Raw genomic sequence first — 20917 nt, forward strand, 5'->3', positions numbered from 1 at the left:
TCTTTTTATCTTTGGCTCCACAGGAAATCTGCGTATACGGTTCCATTCCAAATTAGTGCTTGTCCTGTTCCACCGTTGAAACCATAGACAACACTCGACATTGTATAATTCTCAGCTTTCAACGATTGAACGTAATTTCCGACACTTGAAAGCTGGCCAACATTTGCAAATGAATTAATATTGTAAATATCTACGTTACACACATTATCAGAATAGCCCGCCCCTACTTGAATATCTACATTCAAGCTTTTTGCATAATCCTTGATATATCTTGATGATGCTTGACACATGCTTTCATCAGTTTGTGGTTTTACAAAGACTATATTTGCAGCTATCGGTATTCTTATCATGTAAGTCGCATTAACCGACATTGAAGCAAGTAATGCGATCGTTAAAATTGTAAGTCTTTTCATTTTGTTTTCTCCTTTGTTTTATTGGTTTTATGCGATTATTCGCCTTTAAAAAATTTGTTATCAATATCCATCACGCAAAGATCTCTTTTTGCATCATATGTTTCAAACACTCTGAATGACTGACGTGCTTCACTCATAAATCCAGCGTTGTTACATAACTCTGGTTTACCTACATTCAAGTAACACTGGGTGCCAACGAACATAATACTAAAATCGCGACCATATTTAATGGGCACGCTTATAACGCTATCTCCATACTCCGAAATCATCTCGATTTCATGCCCATCTAGTAAGGAGTTAACCGCAATTTTTGCCTCATCACCAGACGAACAAATACATGTTTTGAAGTTATCTTCGGTTCTCTCTTTTGCTTTCGCACGGCTGTAACCGTCAGCAATCATCAAAAGATAATTTCTATTCATTGTTTGTCTGCATGTGCTGTCTTTCCACCATGCCGGTGCTTTTTCTGCACTTAGAGCATTTACTGAGAATAAAAGCGTTAAAATAATTATTGCTGTTTTCATCTGTCTCCTGATCGATGTTAAACACTTGGTTTATTGTTGATTTTAGGTGCTATTTTGTCGGCAATGCTGGTCGTCATATCGAACAAAGATTGTGTGGCGTATGTGTAATCTAATTCGCTAATCAATTCACCCGTAAAAATACTGAAAACAAGACCTGCCTTACCGATCTTATTTTCAATTAGTTCGCTGTTTTCAATTGATGCTTGTGCTAACGACAACAAATGATAAAGAGCTTTAATGTTCGTTGTTTCTCCTAGCTTTGCTGATATAGACGCTCTGATCACGTCACTTTTTATCAAGTGAACAAGTGCTTGAATTCTCATTGTCAAAGCTTCTGCTATAAAGCTCGTAGCTTCTGGTATTTGTTTTTCGTTTTTTATTTCCATTCTGCGTCTCCATCATCTGTTAATTCTTTGGTTGATTCTGGTCGTTCAATTTCTTCTTTTACTTTTAGTTTTTTCAAACTTTTAAAAGGTTTCAACTCCATCGCTGCAATAATCTTTTTCTTAGCTAAATCTGTGTATAACGTCTTATATGTGTAATCAACTTTAAACGTTAATGTTTTGCCTGCTATCTTGCCCGGCTCTTTTACTTCTTCGTATTTTGTTATCAATCCTAATTCAAGCAAAGCATCGTTTGCTTTACGAATATGCATCACGAATGTTTTATCTAGCGTTTTCGTAGAAACATTAAAACGCTGTCTTAAATCAACAACATCAAAATGGTTGGTTGCGTTCTTTCTATTGCAAATATACATAATGTATAAAATTCTTTGATATTCGCTTTTGAGTAATTTTAGTATGTCCTTTGGAATGTCATACAGATATTCAAGCTCATTAAAAAACTCAATGAATTCCTTGCTTAATCTAATGGTTGTTGTCTTCTTATTGACTTTACGAAACTCGATGAATTTGAACCCATATCTATTGTTCAATCCATCTTCTTTCTTGCTATACGAAACATCAATTGAACTTAATTTTTCTTCAATGAGATTCGTGTAAACATCTTTTACAAAACTATCACGATGGTTTGGTTTGATACTCAAAAGCTTGAATATTTCCGCGTTATCGAATTCGAATGTATTCGATTTTTTCAAATACGCTTTTTTCATGAGAAAGAGAAAAACTTCAAAATCCCTTATCACTGACAAGTTTACTGATTTCAATTTTATCTTTCTTAGCTCTCCGAACTCTTTAACTTCAATATGACTTTCTGTTGAAGCTGAGTTTTTTGGCGTGAAAAATGGAAGTGCTAAAAATAGTTTAGGCACTGAAATGTAAGTTTCTAGGGTGGCTATCTTCCTTTTTTTCTCTGTTATGATGTATTCCATGGTTAATAAAATCCTTAATTCATATACATATCAAACCATAATTTTTTCCTTTTTCAAGAGATAACGGGAAAATATTTACACAAATGTCACACCGCATTTTAATGCTATTTGTTTTATCCTTTGTTTAATGAAAAAACCGGCACAATTGATTTTCGATCTTACAGTTAACTATAACCACAACCACCATTTTTGATGGGTTGATTACAGTTAACTATAACCAGCCATTTGTGATTTCTCTGATTTTTGCGGGCTTTTTTGATAGTTTCAGGAGGGTAAAAGATATTTACTTCGTAAATGTATATATAAAATATGGGGCAGAACGTCAAAACCATTCTGGTGGATCAAAAATCTTAAAACCTTTCTGGTTAGAGCCTAGGCCCCCTTTTTTGACTTTTTGATTAGGATGCTTTGCGTAAGAAACACGGCTATAACGAGGCTGATTTTGTTGGTGTGGTGCTTTCCTACTATAAAGTAGAAACCCCCGCTAAAACCGGCAAGAGCGTGAGCGACAACGCACAAAGGCTCCCAAGGAGCCTAGCGATAAATGGAAAGTGCAGATCGACGGCGTTGAATTTATCTTGAAGAAAGCCAAACAAGGTATCGCTAGTCAGGCGATGAAAGACAAAGGCTTCAAAACCTATGCTTTGTTCTTGGCTGACCTGATGGAGAAAAACAAGGTTGATGCGTTTGAAGCTTTGATTGATAAACTCAAAGCCGTGAAAATCTGAATCATCTTGAAGCCCCTTCACCGGGGATTTTTTGTGTCTGAAATTCCTAGGCCCCCTTTTTTGACAAACTATTTTTCATTAAATAATCGCAAAATTTATTCACGGAAATGTTGCATATTTTTGGGTTTTACACATTCTTCGACGGTCGTTTTATGGCTTGAATAAGCCATTAGTTACGTGTCAATAGCAGAATGAAAATATATTTAAGGTTAGATGTTGTTTTGAAACAGGGTTGGACAATAAGACATATTCGCCAAAATATTTAGGCCCCCTTGTTTGACTTATTCTTTTTTTGTGTTTTCATTTAAGTAACAACACAGAAAAAGGATATTTATGAAAAACATAAAAAACAAATTTAAAATATCAGAACTCGCAAACGAAGCTTTTTATTCATGCGTTGATCTTGGTTCTGATAAGTATTTCAAAAACAAGCCGTTAGACGCAACAAAGTTTTTACTTGTCACTAATAAAGAATCAGCTTTCAACGTGGGCCAATTCAAACTAAAAGACTATTTCAATTCTGATGAGTATGCAGACGCAACACAGAAAAGAATCCACTTAATTGATCTTGATGAATATGATCATGATTACGTCGCTATAAAACTTTGCTTGACCAAGAAATACAAAACGATTTCATCACATTCTTTGAACCACGAATTGATCAAATATGTTTCATCAGATGATGCTGAAATGGTCAAAGGTGTTGCAATGGACGCTTTTGTTAGAAAAGGTTTTGAGGATCATTATTTTAATGACGATTACTTTAAGTTCCAAGAAATCAAAATGGAATACAGGATCAGGATTTCTGTTGTGAAGAATAGAAAGGTCATTAAGAATATTAGGGTTAATATGGGTTATTTAACGATGATTCATACTAGTAAGCCGTTTGACTATCAAGAGACTGAAAGTGAAGAAAAACTAGCCACAAGAGCATCTGTGTGTAATCCAATATATAGATACAAAGGTAATGATTATATGGCCGTATTTAACGAATCAAATAAACATTACAAAGATTACGTTAAGAAAATCAGTGATCCGAATTATTGATTTTAAGGGAAGAACTACACAAAAGGCTCAATCATGGGCTTTTTTGTTTTTCACAGGCTGATTTCTTATTATCACGATCTTGATTAAATCAGCTTTTTTAATCTCAAATGTCAATAAACCGTTTTTAAAAAACAACCGGAGAGAATATTCAATTTTCCTAGTTTCTAAGGCTTTCTGTTTTTGTATTGGCCTGACTTTTAGGCCCCCTTTTTTGACTTCAAAGCTTGTTATTTTAAAGCGAAGCGACCACCAGATTATGATGCGGTAGCATCATCGCTGTTAGGTTTTGAGAAGCAGAAATCATGACACTGATCTATAGCCATCTGGTTAGCTTGATTGATATCATCGACAGTCATGATCCACGGTTTTTTATTTTTCGTTCGTTTCCCACATAGCAATATGCTCGGAGACAAAGGCAATATCAAAGAATTTTTGTAATTATCCGCTGAAATCAAACCACCATTCTCCGCAATACCAACGGACCAATAAACGCCCTCATATTCCTTACGGTATCGATCAAGGCTTTCTCGAATTTTGAGAGTTGCGGCAAACATCCCATCAATTGTGCCATCACCATTGACGTAGATTTTCCCGTTCCTATTACACCAATCTTTCAGTTCTTCCAGTGTGCCGAAGTCAAAACCCTCGTAAATTTTTGTCACTGGCATCGGGTCAATTGCATACATATGCCGAAGACGCCAAAAAATATGGTACTCAGAAATATCATGATGAGCACACACGCGGTGTGTATTGAAAATATGAGTCGCCTGACCTAAAAACCGTCTTTCGATTAACTCACCATATTTCGTTTCGGTTTCATCTGACCAAGCAACATGGCCATAAAATGCTTTATCTTCGTAACTTAGTTCGTCGGTCGTTCCGTCTTTACGGGATATGTGCAGCATCTCACCAACAGCGAAATTTTTGAGAATGGCTCGCATGTGGTAGTGCTGACGCTTCGTGAGGTCTTTTTGCGTGTTAGCGGGCATAGCGAATCCTTTCTCTATAAATATTTGGTTTCAGCGAAATCTAGGATATAACTATTTTTGCTGTATCGCCCCATCGGCGTCTTGCTGGATCTGGGAATTCTCCATGTGTTGGATATTGATAGTGTTGTAATTAATCGTCTGTGCTCGGATTTGTTCATCTCGGCTAAATACAATCCCGTTCCCTAAGATACCTTTTTCTTCCAAATCTAATGCGAACTCCATGATTTTTGTTTTAGTTGTGTCGATGATTCTAATTAAATGGTGCGTTGGAACGTACAGTGCTGGTTCAAATTGTTCACCGATAAGCTGCATTATTATGCTAGCTTGCGTTGCTTGGAATTTGATAACGAAATTTCCGCCCTCCGATTTGTCCGCTAAGCTTTCAATTTGACTCACAGATAGGAAAATATTCTGTTGTCGGATCATCTTGTCCCATTGTTTGTCTACCATTACAGGCATCCATCCTCTGTAAGGATTAAACGCCTTCAATTCTCCGTATACGATGCGATAGTCTGGAATAGAGTTTTCCGTATAGCCATTTAGCTCGTTGTTAATCCAAGCTTCTATATCTTTAATTTTTAGCTTCCGGGAAACTAGCAACGCCTTCCTCAAAAGATCTGTAATGTGTATGCCTCTGTCGAGAGCATCTCTCTGCAAATCGAGAACCAGACTGTCCATTCTGTTTCTCCTACAAGCACGCTAGTAATGGAACAATGACGGGAATATAGCTCGCAAGCACGCTGCCAGTAGCTCCCTCTAAAATATTTTTAATCGAAATCAAGCACTCTTTGATAATGCCTTTTTTTGGGGTAGGTGCATTATTCTGTGTCCTTATTGTTTCCGTATCAGCGATTAAAGCTTGAGCCGTCGCTTTGTCTTGAATTTTGGAAATATCTCGAATGAATGATTCGAGAAAATTACTCAAATCCGCCTCGAAGGAATTCTGTTCAATTTTTTGGGTCGAGTATTGGGTATCCTGCTGGACCTGTGAATTGTCCATCGACCCGATAGTAATGTTGTTAGTGGTATTTCCCATAGTCATCCCCTGATCTTTTTAATGGCGTTGTGCCTTACGCATCCTCCCCTGACTGCTTTCCATAATCAACCTGTCCATGACCCCGCTCCGCTGCTTTTCTGCACGGGTACAAGTCCCCGCACATCAAACCACCTCAATCAAAAAAGCATGAGCCTTTGGCCCGGACAATTCCGTTTTTCAAAGTGTGAGAAAAGACTACCCTTTTGAATCTGGGTTTATAGTGATCGCCCGTGCGCGTGACCGCATGCGTTTTCCGGCGCGTTTTCAGCTGGTCGCTGCCATGAATCCCTGCCCGTGCGGTTATCTGGGGGAGCCGACGGGGCGTTGCCGCTGCACCCCGGAACAGGTCCAGCGCTACCGCAACAAACTCTCCGGGCCGCTGCTCGACCGCATCGATTTGCACCTGACCGTGGCCCGTGAAACCACCGCGCTCAACCCCCCGCTCGCCTCGGCAGACACCACCGCCAACGCCGCAGCACTCGTCGCGGCGGCGCGCGAGCGCCAGTTGCAACGCCAGGGCTGTACCAATGCGTTTCTCGACCTGCCCGGCGTGAGAGCCCAATGCACCCTGAGTGACGTGGACAACACCTGGCTGGAAACCGCGTGCGAACGCATGACCTTGTCACTCAGGGCCGCGCACCGCTTATTGAAAGTGGCGCGCACATTGGCGGATCTGGAGCAGGTTGAATCCATTGAGCGCAAGCACCTGGCGGAGGCGTTGCAGTACCGCCCGGCCAGCGGTTGAGTGTTACGGTTTTACTGCCGTTGCTCCACCGCCGGTAACTCCATCACCGCCACTTCATGCAGTAAAAAGTCACTCAGGCGGCGCAAGCGCTCGCCGCCGGGCCGGGTTTTGGGCCAGACCAAATAGTAGTTTTCACCGCTGGCCACGGCCGTGGGGAATGGCAGGCTCAAGCGGTTTTGGGCGACGTCTTCGGCCACCATCAGCAAGTCGCCCATGGAAATTCCGTAGCCGCGTGCAGCGGCGATCATGCCCAGTTCCAGCGTGTCGAACACCTGACCGCCCTTGAGCGAGACCTGGCCGCTGAGGCCCATGCAGTCGAGCCAGCGCCGCCAGTCCCGACGGTCTGGCGTGGGGTGCAACAGTTCGGTGCCAGCAAGCCGCTTTGCGTCCCAGGGATGTTCGTCCAGCAGGTTGGGCGCGCCTACCGGGATCAGCATTTCGGCAAACAGCAACGTGGCCTCCCAGTCCGGCGGGAAGTGGCCGTTGCCCAGTAATACCGCGCAGTCGAAAGGCTCCTGATTGAAGTCCACATGGTCAATGTCCATCCAGGCGCTGGTCAGTTGCACTTCGTTGCCCGCCTGCAAATGGCGAAAGCGGCTCAGGCGGGCCAGCAGCCAGCGCATGGTCAGGGTCGAAGGCGCCTTCATGCGCAAGGTGTCATCTTCGGCGCGCAAGGTCGTACAGGCTCGCTCCAGCGCCGCGAAACCTTCCCGCACCCCCGGCAGTAACAGGCGCGCAGCTTCGGTGAGTTGCAAGGTGCGGCCATTACGTTGAAACAGTCGGCAGGCAAAATGCGCCTCAAGGGTTTTGATATGTCGGCTGACGGCGCTTTGGGTGATCGACAGCTCTTCGCCCGCACGGGTAAACGAACTGTGTCGAGCCGCTGCCTCGAAAGCGCGCAAGGCATAAAGCGGAGGAAGGCTACGAGACATGAGGATTATTCCTATTGCGCGACAAACAAAGACTGAAAATACGCTAAGTAGCATGAGTATTAGTCATGCCACTTATCTTTTTTATCCTTTTGCTTAAAACACTCAACACGCCGAGAATCAAGCCTTTCAACGCACACAAAGAAATCTGACCGATGACCAAACAGCATCCAGTACGTATCGAACTCTGGGCCATTTTGCGGCTGGCCGGGCCGCTGATTGCCTCGCAGTTGGCGCACATGCTGATGGTGCTGACCGACACCCTGATGATGGCGCGCCTGAGCCCGGAGGCCTTGGCCGGTGGCAGCCTGGGGGCGGCGACCTATTCGTTTGTGTCGATTTTCTGCATTGGTGTGATTGCGGCGGTCGGCACGCTGGTGTCGATTCGCCAGGGTGCGGGTGACATCGAAGGCGCGACCCGCTTGACCCAAGCCGGCTTGTGGCTGGCCTGGGCGCTGGCGCTGGTCGGTGCGCTGATGTTGTGGAACATCAAGCCGCTGTTGCTGCTGTTCGGCCAGACCCCGACCAACGTTGAGGCCGCCGGGCAATTTTTGCTCCTGCTGCCGCTGGCGTTGCCCGGCTACATGACCTTCATGGCCTTGCGCGGCTTTACCAGCGCCATGGGGCGGGCGACGCCGGTGATGGTCATCAGCCTGATCGGTACCGTGGCCAACTTCTTGCTCAATTACGCGCTGATTACCGGGATGTTCGGCCTGCCCAAGCTGGGCTTGATGGGCATTGGTCTGGTTACGGCGATTGTTGCGACCTGCATGGCATTGGGCCTGGGCTGGCATATCAGCCGCCACCCGGCCTACGACGCGTATCCGATTCGCCAAGGCCTGTCGCGGATCAATCTGACTTACCTGCGCGAATTGTGGCGCCTCGGTCTGCCGATTGGCGGCACGTACGCGGTTGAGGTCGGGCTGTTTGCCTTCGCGGCGCTGTGCATGGGCACCATGGGCAGTACGCAATTGGCGGCTCACCAGATCGCTTTGCAGATCGTCTCGGTGGCGTTCATGGTGCCGGCCGGGATGTCTTACGCGATCACCATGCGCATCGGCCAGCATTACGGCGCCGCGGATTTGCTGCGTGCGCGTCTGGCGGGCCGGGTTGGCATTGGCTTTGGTGCTGCGGTGATGCTGGGGTTTTCGGTGGTGTTCTGGTTCTGGCCGAGCGAGTTGATCGGCCTGTTTCTGGACCACAGCGACCCGGCCTTCCGGCCCGTCTTTGAACTGGCGGTCAGCCTGCTGGCAGTGGCGGCCTGGTTTGAGTTGTTTGATGGCACGCAAACCATCGCCATGGGCGCGATCCGTGGGCTCAAGGATGCCAAGACCACCTTCTTGGTTGGCCTGTTCTGCTACTGGGTGATCGGCGCCCCGACCGCTTGGCTCATGGCCTTTACCTTCGGCTGGGGCCCGACAGGCGTGTGGTGGGGCTTGGCTATGGGCCTGGCGTTTGCCTCGGTGGGCCTGACATTGGCCTTCGAATGGAAGATGCGGCGCATGCTCAAGCGCAGCGCGGCCTGACCGTAGGAGCGAGCTTGCCTCGCGATCTTTTGATCGTTTAAAAGATCGCGAGGTAAGCTCCTACAGGACTGCCTTCGACGTCGAGGCGGTGTGGGCCGCCGTCAAAAACGGGATCAGTTCAGGCATGGGCAGCGGTTTGCTGATCAGAAAGCCTTGCACTTGATCGCAGCCAAAGTCGCGCAAGAGTGCCAGTTGCGCGCGGGTTTCTACGCCTTCGGCGACCACTTGCAGGTTGAGGTTCTGCGCCAGGTTGAGCATGGCGTGGACCAGTTTGCGGTTTTCTTCGCGGTCTTCCATGCCGCCGACAAAGCTTTTGTCGATCTTTAGCAGGGCAATCGGCAGGCTGTTGAGGTGCACAAACGATGAGAAGCCGGTGCCGAAGTCGTCCAGTGAGAAGCGCACGCCCAGACGCCCCAAGGCGTCCATGGTCTGCTTGACCATGTCACTGCGGCGCATGACGGCAGTTTCGGTCAGTTCAAACTCCAACCAGCGGGCGTCGATTCCGTGCTCGGCGATCAAGCGGCTGAGCGTGATCAGCAGCTTGCTGTCCTGGAATTGGCGAAACGACAAGTTGATGGCCATGTGCAAGGCCGACCAGCCGTTTTCACGCAGCACTTGCATGTCGCGCAGCGCGCGCGAAATAACCCAGTAGCCCAGCGGTACAATCAGCCCGCTCTGCTCGGCTAATGGCACGAATTCGCTGGGCGCCAGCAGGCCGCGATCGCCATGGCGCCAGCGCACCAAGGCTTCGAGCCCGACAATATGGCCGGTGTCCAGGTCCAGGCGTGGCTGGTAGTGCAATTCCAGTTCGTCACGGCGCAAGGCGCGGCGCAACTCGCCTTCGAGGTCGGCGAGGCTGCGGGCGTTGCGGTTAATGCGTTCATCGAACACGTGATACGTGCAGCCCTGGGTGCTTTTGGCCTGCTGCATGGCAATGTGCGCGTGCCACATCAACGGGTCGGCACCCGCGTTGGCGCGCGCATGGGCGATGCCCAGGCTGCAGCCGATCAACAGGCTTTCGCCGTCGATCCAGTACGACTCGGCCATCACTTCGGTAATGCGTTCAGCCATCCAGGCCGCGCGCTCAGGGGCGCGGCGGGTATCGATCAGTAAGGCGAATTCGTCGCTGCCCAAACGGGCCAACTGATCGCACGCTTCGAGCCGGCTTTTAAGGCGCGCCACCACTTGCAGGATCAGGCGGTCGCCGGCCTGATGCCCCAAGGCATCGTTGGCATGGCGAAAGTTATCGAGGTCCAGATGCCCCAGCGCGAGGCCGTGGCCATCATTTTCAGCCAGCCGCACGGCGAGCAAGGTTTGAAAGCCCTGGCGGTTGGCGATGCCGGTCAAGGGGTCTTCTTTGGCCAGGCGGTGCAGCGTCTGTTCGAGCACGCCACGCTCATGCACATGGCGCAGGCTGCGGCGCAGCACATCGGTGGTCAGGGTGGGGCGGACCCACCAGTCGCTGACACCCTGCGGCGGGGTGTCGGGCTCGGCTTCCAGCAACAAAACTGTGGATAAACGACATCGACCTGCCGCAGGTTGCAGGGCTGGGGTGGTGAGCAGCAGCGCGTTGTGTGTGTTTTCGAACAGGAAGCTGACCGATTCCCAGTTCGGGGCACATATCAACAGGACCGCGTTTCCCATGGGCGCCAGACACTCGCGCAATAACGCTGCCCAAGTCGGCTCTTTGGCCAGTAGCAGCAAACGCAAGGGTTCGACAGGCGTAGACAAGCTAGCTCCCTAGACTCTGCATAAATTCAGGCGATGGGCATTATGACGTGCCATTACGTAATGGCAAATGACACCCGTTATCAAATACACCCAGCAAACGCTTATCGAACGACTGACTTAAACGGTCAGGTATCCTGCGGCAAAGTAGCAAAAGCGGCAAATTTAGATAGAGGGCTACGTCACACTGTCGCAGAGTGGCAGCAATATCTGCTCAGCCTGTTAAAATGCCCGCCCTTTTTGCAAGCGATCTTTAATTTCGTCATGTCCCGACTCAATCCCCGGCAGCAAGAAGCCGTGAGCTACGTCGGCGGCCCTCTTTTGGTGCTCGCCGGTGCAGGCTCCGGCAAAACCAGCGTGATTACCCGAAAAATCGCGCACCTTATTCAGAACTGCGGCATCCGTGCCCAGTACATCGTCGCCATGACCTTTACTAACAAGGCGGCGCGCGAGATGAAAGAGCGCGTGGGCACGCTGCTCAAAAAAGGTGAGGGCCGAGGCCTGACGGTCAGCACGTTCCACAACCTGGGGCTGAACATCATCCGCAAGGAGCACGTGCGGCTGGGCTACAAGCCAGGCTTTTCGATCTTTGACGAGGCCGACGTCAAGGCGCTGATGACCGACATCATGCAAAAGGAATACTCGGGTGATGACGGGGTCGACGAAATCAAGAACATGATCGGCTCGTGGAAAAACGACCTGATCCTGCCGCCCCAAGCCCTGGAAAATGCGCGCAACCCCAAGGAACAGACGGCGGCCATCGTCTACACCCACTACCAGCGCACGCTCAAAGCCTACAACGCTGTGGACTTTGACGACCTGATCCTGCTGCCGGTAAAGCTCTTTGAAGAGCATGCCGACATCCTCGAAAAGTGGCAGAACAAAGTGCGCTACCTGCTGGTAGACGAATACCAGGACACCAACGCCAGCCAGTATTTGCTGGTCAAGTACCTGATCGGCAGCCGCAACCAGTTCACTGTGGTAGGCGATGATGACCAGTCGATCTACGCCTGGCGCGGCGCCCGCCCGGAAAACCTGATGCTGCTCAAGGACGATTACCCGTCCCTGAAAGTGGTGATGCTGGAGCAAAACTATCGCTCCACCAGCCGTATTCTGCGCTGCGCCAACGTGCTGATTTCGAACAACCCGCACGCCTTCGAGAAGCAGCTGTGGAGTGAGATGGGCCACGGCGATGAAATTCGCGTGATTCGTTGCCGCAACGAAGACGCCGAAGCCGAGCGCGTGGCGGTCGAGATTTTGACCCTGCACCTGCGCACAGACCGGCCTTACAGCGATTTCGCGATTCTGTATCGCGGCAACTATCAGGCAAAACTGATTGAGCTGAAGTTGCAGCACCACCAGATCCCTTACCGCCTGTCAGGCGGTAACAGCTTCTTCGGGCGTCAGGAGGTGAAAGACCTGATGGCCTACTTCCGGCTGATTGTAAACCCGGACGACGACAACGCCTTCTTGCGGGTGATCAACGTCCCACGGCGTGAGATCGGCTCGACTACGCTGGAAAAACTCGGTAACTACGCCACCGAGCGCAAAATCTCGATGTACGCGGCCACCGATGAAATCGGTCTGGGCGAGCATCTGGACAGCCGGTTCACCGACCGCCTGGCCCGTTTTAAACGGTTCATGGACCGCGTGCGTGAACAATGCGCGGGCGAAGACCCGATTGCCGCGCTGCGCAGCATGATCATGGACATCGACTACGAGAACTGGCTGCGCACCAACAGCTCCAGCGAAAAGGCTGCGGATTACCGCATGTCCAACGTCTGGTTTTTGGTCGAGGCGTTGAAAAACACCCTTGAGAAAGACGAAGACGGCGCCATGACCGTCGAAGAAGCCATCGGCAAGCTGGTGTTGCGCGACATGCTCGAGCGCCAGCAAGAAGAGGAAGACGGCGCCGAAGGCGTGCAGATGATGACGCTGCACGCTTCCAAAGGTCTGGAATTCCCCTACGTGTTCATCATGGGCATGGAAGAAGAGATCCTGCCGCACCGTTCCAGCATCGAAGCCGACACCATCGAGGAAGAACGCCGACTGGCCTACGTGGGCATTACCCGCGCCCGTCAGACGCTGGCGTTTACCTTTGCAGCCAAGCGCAAGCAGTACGGCGAAATCATTGATTGCGCGCCGAGCCGCTTCCTCGATGAGTTGCCGCCGGACGATCTGGCCTGGGAAGGCAATGACGACACCCCCACCGAAGTGAAAGCGGTTCGCGGAAATACGGCATTGGCCGATATACGCGCGATGTTAAAACGCTAAAATCGACTACTTTTTACTCTACCTTCAGCGCATAGGCGCTATTTGAGGACGTTACGTTGGAAGCACTGCACAAGAAAATTCGCGAAGAAGGCATCGTGCTTTCCGATCAGGTTTTGAAGGTTGATGCCTTTTTGAACCACCAGATCGATCCACAGCTGATGAAAGAAATCGGCGATGAGTTCGCGCGTTTGTTCGCTGATGCGGGCATCACCAAGATCGTGACCATCGAAGCCTCGGGCATTGCCCCGGCGGTGATGACCGGCCTGAACCTGGGCGTTCCGGTGATCTTTGCACGCAAGCACCAGTCCCTGACCCTGACTGAAAACCTGCTGACCGCGACGGTGTACTCGTTCACCAAGCAAACTGAAAGCACCGTGGCCATCTCGCCGCGTCACCTGAAAAGCACCGACCGCGTGCTGGTCATCGATGACTTCCTGGCGAACGGCAAAGCGTCCCAGGCGCTGATTTCGATCATCAAGCAAGCCGGCGCCACCGTGGCTGGCCTGGGCATCGTGATCGAGAAGTCGTTCCAGGGCGGCCGTGCCGAGCTGGACTCGCAGGGCTACCGCGTTGAGTCCCTGGCACGGGTTAAATCCCTGGCCGACGGCCAAGTGACGTTTATCGAGTAACTCCCCCGATCTGTGTAGCCGCTGCCGCAGGCTGCGATAAGGGCCGCAGGACCTTCGCTTTTAAAGCCGGGGCCGCTGCGCTGCCCATCGCAGCCTGCGGCAGCGGCTACAACGTTCAGGGGTTGGCTTTTGCAGTAGCCTGCAACCCCGCCAGCAGCACGCGCTGATACACCTCTTCGCGCAGCCCGTCCGGATCTGTGAGTTGCATGCGCGCCAGATGGTCGGGGAACGCCTGCGGCGACGGCGCTTCAAGCGTGGCCTTGCCGAGTTGGTAGAGCTGCGTGAGCTTGAATTTGCTCTTGAGCCAGTTCAAGGCGCGCAGCAAGTCTTGCTCCTGGGCGCTGAAATCGCTGCCCAGCGGGTACTCCGGGAATAAGTGCGGATGGCGGGCAGCAATCGCCTGCAAGCGTTCCGGGCTGTTGTCGGCAAAGCGCGGTTGCAGTTGAAAGTCTTTGGGCAGTTTGCCCACCTGCTGTGCCTGGGCGATCAGTTCGGTCTGGAAACGTGAGTCGGTGATGTTGAGCAGCGCCTCGATCACATGCCGGTCGGTTTTGCCGCGCAAGTCGGCAATGCCGTATTCAGTAACCACGATGTCGCGCAAATGGCGCGGGATCGTACAGTGGCCGTACTCCCAGACGATGTTGGAGCTGACATCGCCGCCCGACTCGCGCCAACTTCGCAAGATGATCACCGAGCGTGCATCGTGCAGCGCATGGGCCTGCGCGACAAAGTTGTATTGCCCCCCTACTCCGCTGAGCACACGCCCGTCTTGCAACTGATCCGCCACCCCGGCGCCCAGCAAGGTCGCAGTGAACGCGCTGTTCACAAAGCGGGCATCGCGGCGTTGCAGGCGCTTCAGCGTTTCTTGGCCATACAGCTCGTTGATATAGCTGATGGCGGTCATGTTGAATTCGGCGCGCTTGCTGTGGGGCAGTTCGTTCAAGCGCTGATAAAACTCCTGCGGCCCCAGCAGAAAACCGCCGTGCACGCTGATGCCATCGGTGTGCAGGCTTTCGTCGAGGGTGCCTGCGTTGGCTTGGGTCTGGCGTTCGACATCGGGGTACACCTTGCGCCGCACAATGCCGGCGTCGACCAGCACCATCAGCCCGTGCACAAACATTTCGCTGCAGCCATACAGGCCCTGGGCGAAGGGCTCGACCCCGCCTTCGCGCTCAATCAGGCTGCGCCACGGGCTGATGTCCAGGTCGTCGAGCAAAGCACGGTAGCCTTCGCTGTCCGCCTGGCGTGCGAGCAGCGAGGCGGTCAGCGCATCACCCATGGAGCCGATGCCGATTTGCAGGGTGCCGCCGTCACGGATCAAGGTGCTGGCATGGTGGCCAATAAAGTGGTCTTGCAGGTTGACCGGCATGCTGGGCGTAGAAAACAGCGTAGTGCGCTCTTCGTCGTCGATCAGCAGGTCGAAAGCGTCTGCATCGAGTTCTGAGTCGCCGGGCATGTAGGGCAAGTCGCTGTGGACCTGGCCGAGCAGCAGGATGGTTTCGCCCGCCTCACGGCGCTTGGCGATCATCGGCAGCAGATCGAGGGTGATGTCCGGGTTGCAGCTCAGGCTCAGGCGATCCGGGGCCTGCGGATTGCGGGCCACCAGTTGCGCCACTAGGTTCAAGCCGTTGGCGTTGATGTCGCGGGCGGCGTGGCTGTAGTTGCTGCTGACGTAGTCCTGTTGCGCCGGTGGGCTGTTGAGCAGGCTGCCCGGCTGCATGAAAAACTGCTCGACGTTGATGTTGGGTGGCAGGCTGTCGCGGTGCAGGTCGGCGAGGTAATCCAGCTCGATATAGTCGCCAAACACGCGCTCTACAAACGGTTGCAGAAAGCGCTTTTGCAAGCCGTCGCCCAGCGCCGGGCGGCCCAGGCTCAAGGCGGTGTAGATCGTTAGTTGGCGTTCGGGCAGTTGCTTGATTCGCTGATACAGCGCGTTCACAAAGCGATTGGCTTTGCCCAGGCCCAGGGGCAAGCCCAGGTGGATGTGGGTGGGCAGCCGAGCCAGTGCTTCATCGACTGCGCGCTCGATCGAACAGGATTGCACCATCGGATCCTCCAGGAACTTGCGTGTCTAGCGAATAGACCGAGAGTGACCGGAGTTGGTTGCAAAGAGCAAGGCGCAAACGGTTTCAAACTGTAGGAGCGAGCTTGCCTCGCGATCTTTTAAACCATCAAAACATCGCGAGGTAAGAGACGGCGGGGAGTTACAGGCCGGACATTTTCTGGATCGCGGCTTTAAGCTCAGCGTCGCTGCATTCGCCGCAGGTGCCTTTTGGCGGCATGGCGTTGAGCCCGGTAATCGCCTTGGCCAAGAGGCCATCCAGGCCGCCTTCTTTGTCGGCGCGGGCTTTCCAGGCGGCGGTGTCGCCGATTTTTGGCGCTTCCAGCAGGCCGATGCTGTGGCAGGCGGTGCAGTGTTTGGCAATCACGTCATCGGGGCTCATGCCGCCCCCGCTCGCGGCTGCGGTCGCGCCACCTCCACCCGCGGCACACTCCTGGCCCTGAATGCAGACTTTACCCACAGGCTCCAGGCGTTTTGCGATCTCATCAGCCGACGTTGTGGCCTGGGCGTTGGCAGCCCAAAGGGCCAATACTGTTGCTGGTACGGCCAGCATTTTCATAATTAGGTTCACGCGTACACCCTCAATGGTGGCTATTCACGCCCACAACCACGGTTTTGCAGGCGGCGAAAGTATACCGATTAGCCAGACGCACTGAAACAACCCTAATTTTAGAAGGGGAATAGGCATGGCCGATGAACGTTGCGGGCGCCGCCAGAGCTGTGCAGGGCGCCGCTTTGCTTAGAAGTTCGCGGGGGTGGCTGCGCTGATTAGTCGCGCCGCTACGTCGAACGGGTTGCGGAAACGGTGCGGTTTCGAGCTCTCGAAGTAGTAGCTGTCACCGGCTTCCAGCACGAACGTCTCCAGACCGACAGTCAACTCCAGGCGGCCCTCGACGAGGATCCCGGTTTCTTCGCCTTCGTGGGTCAGCATTTCATCCCCGGTGTCAGCGCCCGGTGGATAGATTTCGTTGAGGAAGGCAATGGCCCGGCTCGGATGCGCCCGGCCGACCAGTTTCATGGTCACCGCACCATCTGAGATGTCGATCAGCTCATTGGCTTTGTAGACAATCTGGGTCGGTTTTTCCTGAAGGATCTCTTCGGAAAAAAACTCCACCATAGACATGGGAATGCCACTCAGCACTTTTCTCAGGGAGCTTATGGACGGGCTCACGCTGTTCTTTTCGATCATCGAAATGGTGCTGTTGGTCACGCCGGCGCGCTTGGCAAGCTCGCGCTGTGACAAACCTTTGATTTTGCGGATGGATTGCAGTCGTTCACCGACGTCCAATGCAGGAGCCTCCAGGGATCAGATTCAGGTCAAGATGGCGCCATCATGGCGATAGTGTTCAGTATTTACAACACTTTGACTTGAAACCTGAGAGCCCGGTCGGCCCTGCATTTTGCATACAACCCATCAGCTCCCGGAATAGAGCCGTGGCACTCGTTTCAGGTTGCAAAAAATTTGGTAGGGAATGGTTTCAGCTTTTTCCGCGAGTTCGCTGGCAAGAATGTTTTTGCCCCACAACTCAACGGTCGAACCCAGACCGGCGTCGGGCACATCCGTGAGGTCGATGCACAGCATGTCCATCGACACCCGGCCGAGCAATTGGCTGCGCTGGCCGGCCACCAGTACCGGCGTGCCGGTCGGTGCATGACGCGGGTAGCCGTCGGCATAACCCATGGCGACGACGCCGATGCGCATCGGTTTCGGGGTGATGAATTTTGCGCCATAGCCCACCGGTTCACCGGCGGGCAGTTCGCGTACGCAAATGACTTTGGACTCCACGGTCATCACCGGTTGCAGGCGTGCGGCCAGTGGGTGGTCTTGTTCAAAGGGGGTAGCACCGTAGAGCATCAGGCCGGGGCGCACCCAGTCGCTCGGCACGCTTGGCCAGCCCAGAATGGCAGGTGAGTTGCGCAGGCTGACTTCGGCAGATAAGTCGTCACGGGCCGCCAGGAACACAGCCACCTGCTCGACGCTGCGCAGACTGTCCAGTTCATCGGCGCGGGCGAAGTGGCTCATCAGCACGATCTTCGCGACTTTGTCGCTGGCTTGCAGGCGTTGGTAAGCGCTTTTGTACTCGCTTGGGTGCAGGCCGACGCGGTGCATGCCGGTGTCGAGCTTGAGCCACACCTGAATCGGCTTGGCCAGTGTGGCCTGCTCGATAGCATCGAGTTGCCACAGCGAATGCACGACGCACCAAAAGTCATGTTCGACGATCAGCGGCAGTTCATCGGCTTCAAAAAAACCTTCGAGCAGCAGAATCGGCGCGCGAATACCGGCGGCGCGCAGTTCCAGTGCTTCTTCGATACAGGCCACCGCGAAACCATCGGCCTCGGCTTCCAGGGCTTGGGCGCAACGCACGGCGCCGTGGCCGTAGGCATCGGCCTTGATCACCGCGAGGGCTTTGGCCCCCGTCACTTCACGGGCCAGTTGGTAGTTGTGTCGCAGGGCTTGAAGGTCGATCAGGGCACGGGCTGGGCGCATGGCGGCAGGCTTCTAACGGCAGTTGAATAAAAAAGCGGTGCGTACCGCAGCGTTAACCGCGTACCGCACCGCAAGAGGGACTTTGCTTGGCGACGGTGACGTTATGGCAGTGCGGCCACCACCGACAACTCCACCAGAATCTCGGGTTCGCACAGTTTGGCTTCTACGGTGGCGCGGGCCGGTTGCACGCCTTTTGGCAGCCACTTGTCCCACACACTGTTCATGCCCGCGAAGTCTGCATTAATGTCTTTGAGGTAGATGGTCACCGACAGAATGTGGCTTTTGTCGGTGCCTGCCAGGTCCAGCAAACGCTCGATGTTTGCCAGGGTTTCGCGGGTCTGCTGCTCAACCCCTGCGTTCATGTCGTCGCCGACTTGCCCGGACAGATAAACGGTGCCGTTATGAGCCACGATCTGGCTCATGCGGTCATTGGTGAGCTGGCGCTGGATTGCCATGTTTTGCAGTCTCCTGGTGGTTGCCGTAACGAGAAATATCGAGGCCTTCGGCGCTGATTTGTGGGGTCTTTTTGGCCATCACGTCAGCGAGGAAGCGACCAGAGCCGCAGGCCATGGTCCAGCCGAGTGTGCCATGACCGGTGTTCAGGAACAGGTTTTTGAACGGGGTCGCGCCCACAATCGGTGTGCCGTCCGGGGTGGCCGGGCGCAGGCCGGTCCAGAAACTGGCCTGGCTCAAGTCGCCGCCCTGAGGGTAAAGGTCGTTGACGCACAGTTCCAGGGTTTCGCGCCGTTGTGGCTTCAGCGACAGGTCAAAGCCGGCGATTTCAGCCATGCCGCCGACGCGAATGCGGTTGTCGAAACGGGTGATCGCGATCTTGAAGGTTTCGTCCAGAATGGTCGAGGTCGGGGCCATGGCCGGGTTGGTGATCGGGATGGTCAGCGAGTAACCCTTGAGCGGGTAAACCGGCGCCTTGATGCCCAGCGGCTTGAGCATTTGTGGCGAGTAGCTGCCCAGGGCCAGCACGTAGCGGTCAGCGGTTTCGAGCTTGCCGTCGATCATCACGCCATTGATGCGATCGCCTGCGTAGTCCAGGCGCTGAATGTCCTGGCCGAAGCGGAATTCGACACCCAGTTGAATGGCCATTTCAGCCAGGCGGGTGGTAAACATCTGGCAGTCGCCGGTTTGGTCATTCGGCAGGCGCAAGGCGCCGGACAGAATGTTGGTGACGCTGGCCAGCGCCGGTTCAACGCGGGCGATGCCTTCACGGTCGAGCAGCTCAAACGGCACGCCCGACTCTTTGAGGACGGCGATGTCTTTGGCCGCGCCGTCCAGTTGCGCCTGGGTGCGGAACAGTTGCGTGGTACCGAGGTTGCGGGCCTCGTAGGCAATGCCGGTTTCTGCGCGCAGTTCATCGAGGCAGTCACGGCTGTACTCGGACAGACGCACCATGCGCTCTTTGTTCACGGCATAACGACTGGCGGTGCAGTTGCGCAGCATCTGCGCCATCCACAGGTATTGGTCGATGTCGCCAGTGGCCTTGATCGCCAACGGTGCGTGGCGCTCCATCAGCCACTTGATGGCTTTGAGCGGCACGCCCGGCGCGGCCCACGGTGAGGCATAGCCAGGCGAAACCTGGCCGGCGTTGGCAAAGCTGGTTTCCATTGCCACGGCAGGCTGACGGTCTACCACGACCACGTCGAACCCGGCTCGGGCCAGATAATAGGCGCTGGCTGTGCCAATCACGCCGCCACCCAATACCATAACGCGCATATTTTTATCCCTCATCGCGGCCCGCCGCAGACGTTTATTATTCAAAGCGAAGATGCGCGCAGTATAAGAAGCTTTAGCCAGTGAGTTTCACTGTATAACCAGCTATATTTGGCGACAATTCTCGGCCAAAACGCTTTTGACAAAGGAGAATCTCCTATGCGCACAAATCACCAAACAAAGCGTGAATTAGACAAGATCGACCGCAATATTTTGCGCATTCTGCAGGCCGACGGGCGCATCTCGTTTACCGAGCTGGGCGAGAAAGTCGGGCTGTCGACCACGCCCTGCACCGAGCGCGTACGCAGGCTGGAACGCGAAGGGATCATCATGGGCTACAACGCCAGGCTCAACCCGCAGCACTTGCAGGGCAGTTTGCTGGTGTTTGTCGAAATCAGCCTCGACTACAAATCTGGCGACACGTTTGAAGAATTCCGACGCGCCGTTCTGAAACTGCCCCATGTGCTGGAGTGTCATCTGGTGTCCGGTGACTTCGACTATTTGGTCAAGGCGCGGATCAGCGAAATGGCCTCGTACCGCAAACTGCTGGGCGACATATTGCTCAAGCTGCCTCACGTGCGGGAGTCCAAGAGCTACATCGTGATGGAAGAAGTGAAAGAAAGCCTGAACCTGCCGATCCCGGATTGAGACGGTAGGAGCGAGCTTGCCTCGCGATCATTTAACGGTCAAAAGATCGCGAGGCAAGCTCGCTCCTACAGGGGTTTTGGGTCAGAAGCGCTGATC

At 53.1% G+C, this 20917-nt stretch carries 21 protein-coding genes and 1 pseudogene; 7 read left to right on the forward strand and 15 right to left on the reverse strand.

What is annotated here, in order from left to right; all coding sequences use genetic code 11:
• Positions 1-5: 5 nt before the first annotated feature.
• The 4 genes from QMX84_RS14620 to QMX84_RS14635 are packed head-to-tail and all read right to left on the reverse strand — an operon-like array spanning position 6 to position 2267.
• Positions 6-413, reverse strand: coding sequence for a hypothetical protein (locus QMX84_RS14620; protein WP_282364128.1), 408 nt, complete (start codon positions 411-413; stop codon positions 6-8).
• A gap of 35 nt (positions 414-448) precedes the next feature.
• Entirely contained in the window at positions 449-937 is a 489-nt protein-coding gene (locus tag QMX84_RS14625) for a hypothetical protein (protein WP_282364129.1), read from the reverse strand.
• A 17-nt stretch (positions 938-954) separates the two neighbouring features.
• Complete coding sequence (locus tag QMX84_RS14630) at positions 955-1323, reverse strand: hypothetical protein (protein WP_282364130.1); 369 nt, start codon at positions 1321-1323, stop codon at positions 955-957.
• On the reverse strand, positions 1314-2267 hold the full coding sequence (locus tag QMX84_RS14635) for a hypothetical protein (protein ID WP_282364131.1): 954 nt from the start codon (positions 2265-2267) through the stop codon (positions 1314-1316). The genes QMX84_RS14630 and QMX84_RS14635 overlap by 10 nt, the downstream gene beginning before the upstream one ends.
• Positions 2268-2845: 578 nt before the next feature.
• Between QMX84_RS14635 and QMX84_RS14640 the strand changes: the two genes are divergently transcribed.
• On the forward strand, positions 2846-2995 hold the full coding sequence (locus QMX84_RS14640; RefSeq protein WP_282364132.1) for a hypothetical protein: 150 nt from the start codon (positions 2846-2848) through the stop codon (positions 2993-2995).
• 333 nt (positions 2996-3328) lie between these two features.
• On the forward strand, positions 3329-4042 hold the full coding sequence (locus QMX84_RS14645; RefSeq protein WP_282364133.1) for a hypothetical protein: 714 nt from the start codon (positions 3329-3331) through the stop codon (positions 4040-4042).
• Positions 4043-4296: 254 nt separating this feature from the next.
• Here QMX84_RS14645 and QMX84_RS14650 read toward each other — a convergent pair whose 3' ends face one another.
• From QMX84_RS14650 to QMX84_RS14660, 3 genes are read right to left on the reverse strand one after another with little or no spacing between them, the layout of a single operon-like run.
• The gene (locus QMX84_RS14650; RefSeq protein WP_282364134.1) at positions 4297-5031 is read right to left on the reverse strand and encodes a hypothetical protein; all 735 of its coding nucleotides are present in this window, start codon (positions 5029-5031) and stop codon (positions 4297-4299) included.
• Between the two features lie 51 nt (positions 5032-5082).
• Positions 5083-5709, reverse strand: a complete 627-nt coding sequence (locus QMX84_RS14655; RefSeq protein WP_282364135.1) for a hypothetical protein — start codon at positions 5707-5709, stop codon at positions 5083-5085.
• A gap of 10 nt (positions 5710-5719) precedes the next feature.
• Positions 5720-6067 (reverse strand): hypothetical protein, encoded by a 348-nt coding sequence (locus tag QMX84_RS14660; protein ID WP_282364136.1) that lies wholly within the window; start codon positions 6065-6067, stop codon positions 5720-5722.
• Positions 6068-6239: 172 nt separating this feature from the next.
• Between QMX84_RS14660 and QMX84_RS14665 the strand changes: the two are divergent.
• Positions 6240-6812, forward strand: a pseudogene (locus tag QMX84_RS14665) (ATP-binding protein); the annotation flags it as partial.
• A gap of 11 nt (positions 6813-6823) precedes the next feature.
• On the opposite strand, the gene QMX84_RS14670 reads toward QMX84_RS14665, so the two are convergent.
• Positions 6824-7744 carry a LysR substrate-binding domain-containing protein gene (locus tag QMX84_RS14670; protein WP_282364137.1) on the reverse strand — a complete coding sequence of 307 codons (921 nt, stop codon included), beginning with the start codon at positions 7742-7744 and terminating at the stop codon, positions 6824-6826.
• 152 nt (positions 7745-7896) lie between these two features.
• Here QMX84_RS14670 and QMX84_RS14675 point away from each other — a divergent pair, with 152 nt between their 5' ends.
• Positions 7897-9267: a NorM family multidrug efflux MATE transporter gene (locus QMX84_RS14675; protein ID WP_282364138.1), complete on the forward strand. Its 1371-nt coding sequence runs from the start codon at positions 7897-7899 to the stop codon at positions 9265-9267.
• A 60-nt stretch (positions 9268-9327) separates the two neighbouring features.
• On the opposite strand, the gene QMX84_RS14680 is transcribed toward QMX84_RS14675, so the two are convergent.
• Positions 9328-10998 (reverse strand): bifunctional diguanylate cyclase/phosphodiesterase, encoded by a 1671-nt coding sequence (locus tag QMX84_RS14680; RefSeq protein WP_262126057.1) that lies wholly within the window; start codon positions 10996-10998, stop codon positions 9328-9330.
• A gap of 261 nt (positions 10999-11259) precedes the next feature.
• Between QMX84_RS14680 and rep the strand changes: the two genes are divergently transcribed.
• Together rep and QMX84_RS14690 are read left to right on the forward strand one after the other, a co-directional pair.
• Entirely contained in the window at positions 11260-13269 is a 2010-nt protein-coding gene (gene rep, locus QMX84_RS14685) for a DNA helicase Rep (protein WP_262126058.1), read from the forward strand.
• Between the two features lie 56 nt (positions 13270-13325).
• Positions 13326-13898: a xanthine phosphoribosyltransferase gene (locus QMX84_RS14690; RefSeq protein ID WP_048372530.1), complete on the forward strand. Its 573-nt coding sequence runs from the start codon at positions 13326-13328 to the stop codon at positions 13896-13898.
• A gap of 115 nt (positions 13899-14013) precedes the next feature.
• On the opposite strand, the gene QMX84_RS14695 is transcribed toward QMX84_RS14690, so the two are convergent.
• The 6 genes from QMX84_RS14695 to dadA all read right to left on the reverse strand — a co-directional run bounded on the left by QMX84_RS14695 (position 14014) and on the right by dadA (position 20176).
• On the reverse strand, positions 14014-15945 hold the full coding sequence (locus QMX84_RS14695) for an acetyl-CoA hydrolase/transferase C-terminal domain-containing protein (RefSeq protein ID WP_282364139.1): 1932 nt from the start codon (positions 15943-15945) through the stop codon (positions 14014-14016).
• A 157-nt stretch (positions 15946-16102) separates the two neighbouring features.
• A complete protein-coding gene (locus QMX84_RS14700; protein ID WP_048387143.1) occupies positions 16103-16519 on the reverse strand; it encodes a c-type cytochrome in 417 nt (138 codons plus the stop codon).
• Between the two features lie 180 nt (positions 16520-16699).
• On the reverse strand, positions 16700-17248 hold the full coding sequence (locus QMX84_RS14705; protein ID WP_048372525.1) for a cupin domain-containing protein: 549 nt from the start codon (positions 17246-17248) through the stop codon (positions 16700-16702).
• A 126-nt stretch (positions 17249-17374) separates the two neighbouring features.
• Positions 17375-18448 carry an alanine racemase gene (gene alr / locus QMX84_RS14710; RefSeq protein WP_282364140.1) on the reverse strand — a complete coding sequence of 358 codons (1074 nt, stop codon included), beginning with the start codon at positions 18446-18448 and terminating at the stop codon, positions 17375-17377.
• 101 nt (positions 18449-18549) lie between these two features.
• The gene (locus tag QMX84_RS14715) at positions 18550-18903 is read right to left on the reverse strand and encodes a RidA family protein (protein ID WP_262126061.1); all 354 of its coding nucleotides are present in this window, start codon (positions 18901-18903) and stop codon (positions 18550-18552) included.
• Positions 18875-20176, reverse strand: coding sequence for a D-amino acid dehydrogenase (gene dadA / locus QMX84_RS14720; protein WP_262126062.1), 1302 nt, complete (start codon positions 20174-20176; stop codon positions 18875-18877). The genes QMX84_RS14715 and dadA overlap by 29 nt, the downstream gene beginning before the upstream one ends.
• Before the next feature lie 156 nt (positions 20177-20332).
• On the opposite strand from dadA, the gene QMX84_RS14725 reads away from it, so the two are divergent.
• Positions 20333-20821 (forward strand): Lrp/AsnC ligand binding domain-containing protein, encoded by a 489-nt coding sequence (locus tag QMX84_RS14725; RefSeq protein WP_003437842.1) that lies wholly within the window; start codon positions 20333-20335, stop codon positions 20819-20821.
• Positions 20822-20917 lie beyond the last annotated feature (96 nt).

The organism is Pseudomonas sp. PS01297 (assembly GCF_029959305.1).
GTDB lineage: Bacteria > Pseudomonadota > Gammaproteobacteria > Pseudomonadales > Pseudomonadaceae > Aquipseudomonas > Aquipseudomonas helleri.